Source organism: Pseudoflavonifractor sp. An184 (genome assembly GCF_002160305.1).
GTDB classification, from domain to species: Bacteria; Bacillota; Clostridia; order Oscillospirales; family Oscillospiraceae; genus Lawsonibacter; species Lawsonibacter pullicola.
In genome coordinates this window covers 1-4,026 of sequence record NZ_NFKI01000112.1, presented here as the reverse complement: position 1 = coordinate 4,026, position 4,026 = coordinate 1, and the positions used below count along the sequence as shown (strand labels likewise).

Annotated in this window: 4 protein-coding genes; 2 read left to right on the top strand and 2 right to left on the bottom strand. The window is 61.0% G+C overall.

What is annotated here, in order from left to right; translation table 11 throughout:
* Positions 1 to 136: 136 nt before the first annotated feature.
* Both B5F19_RS16540 and B5F19_RS16535 read right to left on the bottom strand, forming a co-directional pair.
* Positions 137 to 904 carry a type III pantothenate kinase gene (locus tag B5F19_RS16540; RefSeq protein WP_087292810.1) on the bottom strand — a complete coding sequence of 256 codons (768 nt, stop codon included), beginning with the start codon at positions 902 to 904 and terminating at the stop codon, positions 137 to 139.
* A 28-nt stretch (positions 905 to 932) separates the two neighbouring features.
* Positions 933 to 1,568, bottom strand: coding sequence for an ECF transporter S component (locus B5F19_RS16535; RefSeq protein WP_087292807.1), 636 nt, complete (start codon positions 1,566 to 1,568; stop codon positions 933 to 935).
* Between the two features lie 241 nt (positions 1,569 to 1,809).
* Here B5F19_RS16535 and coaBC point away from each other — a divergent pair, with 241 nt between their 5' ends.
* Together coaBC and B5F19_RS16525 are read left to right on the top strand one after the other, a co-directional pair.
* Positions 1,810 to 3,003 carry a bifunctional phosphopantothenoylcysteine decarboxylase/phosphopantothenate--cysteine ligase CoaBC gene (gene coaBC, locus B5F19_RS16530; RefSeq protein WP_087292813.1) on the top strand — a complete coding sequence of 398 codons (1,194 nt, stop codon included), beginning with the start codon at positions 1,810 to 1,812 and terminating at the stop codon, positions 3,001 to 3,003.
* A 215-nt stretch (positions 3,004 to 3,218) separates the two neighbouring features.
* Positions 3,219 to 4,026, top strand: an 808-nt coding sequence (locus B5F19_RS16525; RefSeq protein WP_087292804.1) for a tyrosine-type recombinase/integrase, incomplete at its 3' end; no start/stop codon positions are given.

Here is a 4,026-nt window from a genome sequence, read left to right as displayed (position 1 = left end):
CATTCAGGGCATTCGATCCCACTCGAGGCGGGCTGCCGCCCCCTCGAGCTCCCCCGCCAACACTCGGGCGGATTCGTCTGAACAGAGGTTTTTCGACAAGCTGAAAGGCCGCCGGCTGTGCCGGCGGCCTTTGCGTTTATTTCTTGTTTTTCTTGTAGATGGCGTTCAGACCCTTCAGCAGCAGGTCCTTCTCCACCTTCATCTCCCGCTTGCACAGGGGGGCCACAAACTGGGCCATGCCCCCGGTAGCCACCACGGTGGTGGACTTGCCCAGCTCCTCCTCCATGCGCTCGATCATCCCGTCCAGCATGGCGGCGGCCCCATACATGATGCCGCTGCGCATACACTCCACGGTGTTTTTGCCGATGAGCCGTCTGGGACGGTCCAGCTGAATGCCGGGCAGCTGAGCGGCCCGGGAGGACAGAGCCTCCGCCGAAACCCGCACGCCGGGCATGATGGCGCCCCCCAGATAGGTGTTGCCCTGATCCACCACCTCGATGGTGGTGGCGGTGCCCAGGTCCACCAGCAGCAGGGGAGGGGCGTACTCCAGCAGGGCGGCCACGGCAATCACGATCCGGTCGCTGCCCACCGAGGCGGGGTCGTCCATCTGGATGTTCAGGCCGGTCTTGATGCCCGGCCCCACCACCATGGGGTTGAGCCCGGTGAGCTTGATGACGCCGGTGCACACCGCGTTGAAGACCGGGGGGACGACCGAGGAGATGATGCAGTCCTCTACCTCCTCCACCGGCACGCTGAACAGGTCCAGCATGTTTTTGATCTCCACTCCGTACTGGTCGGAGGTCTTGATGCGGTCGGTGGCGATGCGGGCCTCAAAACGGATGTCGTCCCCGTCAATGCCGCCAATTACAATATTGCTGTTGCCGATGTCGATGGCAAGGAGCATAACAGTTCACCTCAAAAAATCCTTTGGTTTACGCGGGGAGAGTCCGCACCTGGGTTACCCGCAGCAGAGCTTTTCCGATGGCGGTGACGGCAATCAGGGCCACAATGGCCTCGGGAATGCCGTTGCCCGTCACCGTAGCCAGGATCAGGCCGGACACCGCCTCCATGGCCACATTCCGGGCCTGGGCGTACTGCTGGGTAAAGAGGAGGAAGATGCTGCCCATGACCACGGCCGTGTGGAACAGGGTGCACACGAAGCCGGTCACCGGCAGAGCCATCCAGTCGTTGACCCGGCACTTCTTCAGAATGATCCACAGCCAGCCGGCGAACACCCCCAGCAGGATGCGGCAGCCTAACGCCACCCAGAGGGCCTTGACCGCCCCTTCCAGACCGGTGGTGCTCATAAAGGGGGAGAAGGCGAAGGCGGTGAGCCCAGGGGTAAAGGTGTTCACCACCACGGAACAGATGCCGAACACGCCCCCCAAAATTGCCCCAGCCATGGGCCCCAGCAAAATTGCCCCCAAAATCACGGGGATATGGGTGGTAGTGGCCTTGGTGATGGGCAGCGGGATAAAACCCAGGGGAGTGTTGGCCATGACGATGATGATGGCGGCCATCATGGCCACGCCCACCAGCCAGCGGGTGTCTTTCTTCCGGTTTTTCATATTCGATTACCTCCTGCTGCCGCTCCTCCCAGAGAGGATGCAGCGCAATATTTAAGAGGGCGAGGGCGGGCCCCGCCCTCTTATCCGCATCATTATAGCGAAACTCCCCTTGGATTGCAAGGCTAAGATTTTCCAAAACTTTGCGGATGTGGACCAGTTCCTTTACAACCGGCTGGATTTGTGTCATAATCCTGATATCAAAATTTTGCTTCCATCCCGCAAGAAGGAGGATTTTATCATCATGCTGAAAGGGAAAACCGTCCTGCTGGGGGTCACTGGCGGCATCGCCGCCTATAAGGCGGCCGCTCTGGCCTCCGCCCTGGTGAAGCAGCACTGCTCGGTGGAAGTGATCCTCACCGAGCACGCCACCAAATTCATCGCCCCCCTCACATTTGAACAGCTCACCGGCAACCGCTGTATGGTGGATACCTTTGACCGGAACTTCTCCCACCAGGTGGAGCACATCTCCCTGGCCCACCGCACGGACCTGGTGATGGTCGCTCCGGCCACCGCGAACGTGTGCGCCAAGCTGGCCCACGGCCTGGCGGACGACATGCTCACCACCACGGTGCTGGCCTGCTCCTGCCCCAAGCTCATCGCCCCCGCCATGAACACCGGCATGTTTGAAAACCCGGTGACTCAGGACAACCTGGAGACCCTGCGCCGCTACGGCTGGGAGGTCATCGCCCCCGCCTCCGGCCGCCTGGCCTGCGGAGACGTGGGGGCCGGAAAGCTGCCGGAGCCGGAGCAGCTGCTTCAGCACATCCTGCGCCTGCTGGCCCTGCCCCACGACCTGACGGGGAAGCGGGTGCTGGTCACCGCCGGGCCCACCCAGGAGTCCATCGACCCGGTGCGGTATCTGACGAACCACTCCACCGGGAAAATGGGCTACGCCATCGCCCGGATGGCCATGCTCCGGGGAGCTCAGGTCACCCTGGTGTCCGGCCCCACCGCCCTGGAGCCGCCCCCCTTTGTGGAGGTGGTGCCTATCGTCTCGGCCCAGGATATGTTTGAGGCGGTCACCAGCCGCCAGGAGCAGTCCGACTTCATTTTCAAGGCGGCCGCCGTGGCCGACTACACCCCCGCCGATTACAGCGACGACAAGGTGAAGAAGAAGGACGGGGACCTGTCCATCCCCCTGAAGCGCACCCGGGATATCCTCCAGTACCTGGGGGATCACCGGCGGTCGGGACAGGTAATCTGCGGCTTCTCCATGGAGACCCGGGATATGCTGGCCAACAGCGCGGCCAAGCTGGAGAAAAAGCATGTGGATATGATCTGCGCCAATAATTTAAAGGTGGCCGGAGCGGGATTCGGGGTAGATACCAACGTGCTCACCCTTATCACCCGGGACGGGGCGGAGGAGCTCCCCCTGCTGTCCAAGGAGGAGGCCGCCAACCGGGTCATTGACCGGGCGGTGCAGCTCCTGGCTTGATTGAAGCTCCGCAGAGCGCGCCGGCGGAGGGGATGCTTCAGCGGAAATCTGTGTGCTCAGAAGAGTGGTCGAATGGCCCTATGTTTCGAAACTGAACCGTCCTCCACCAAGAAGTCAGAGAAAAGATATAAAATTTTCCGGCCAGCAGCCTGTGTGCTGCTGGCCGTTTTTCGTGCGGCAAAGCAGCAACCTATTGTAACTGGAGGGATGTGAATATGAAACAGCGCTGCATCACAAAGGATCGGCTCGAAGCGTTTGCAAAGGCGCTGCGGGAGCGGGACAAAAGCATCGGAACAAGAGAGAAATACCTGCGGGATGTGGGATGCTTTGCAAAGTGGCTGAATGGAGCGGAAATCACCGGCGAAAATGGGGCGGCTTGGCGGGATAGTTTGCTGAAGCAGGGCTATGCTCCGGCGAGTGTAAATTCCATGGTGGCCGCAGTCAACCAGTTTCTCCGGCATGCCGGTTGGGAAATATATCGGATTCAGCCGGTAAAGGTTCAGAGAAAAATCTTCCGGGACGACCGGCGGGAGCTCACCCGGGAGGAATATGAACAGCTGCTCGCCACGTCTCATGCCCTGGGCCGGGAACGGCTGGCCCTGCTGCTGGAGACCATCTGCGCCACCGGGATCCGGGTGAGCGAGGTGAAGTACATTACTGTGGAGGCGGTACAGGCTGGGCGGGCGGAAATCGCGTTAAAGGGTAAGCTGCGGACGATTCTCCTGCCGGGGAAATTGTGCCGGAAGCTGAAAAAGTACGCCAAAGCGCAAAAAACCGCCTCCGGCGAGATTTTTCTCACCAGAAGCGGAAAGAGCCTGTCCAGGAAACAGATCTGGGCGGAGATGAAGCGGCTGTGCAGAAAGGCGGGGGTGGCGCCCAGCAAGGTGTTTCCCCACAACCTGCGGCACCTGTTTGCCCGGACCTTTTACCGGGTCTGCCGGGATATCGTCAAGCTGGCGGATGTGTTGGGCCATTCCAGCGTTGAAACCACCCGTATCTATCTCATTTCCACCGGCGCGGAGC

Excerpts from the sequence above, each read along its gene's own strand:
- B5F19_RS16535 (WP_087292807.1), bottom strand. The coding sequence starts at position 1,568 with ATGAAAAACCGGAAGAAAGACACCCGCTGGCTGGTGGGCGTGGCCATG.
- coaBC (WP_087292813.1), top strand. The coding sequence starts at position 1,810 with ATGCTGAAAGGGAAAACCGTCCTGCTGGGGGTCACTGGCGGCATCGCC.
- B5F19_RS16540 (WP_087292810.1), bottom strand. The coding sequence starts at position 904 with ATGCTCCTTGCCATCGACATCGGCAACAGCAATATTGTAATTGGCGGC.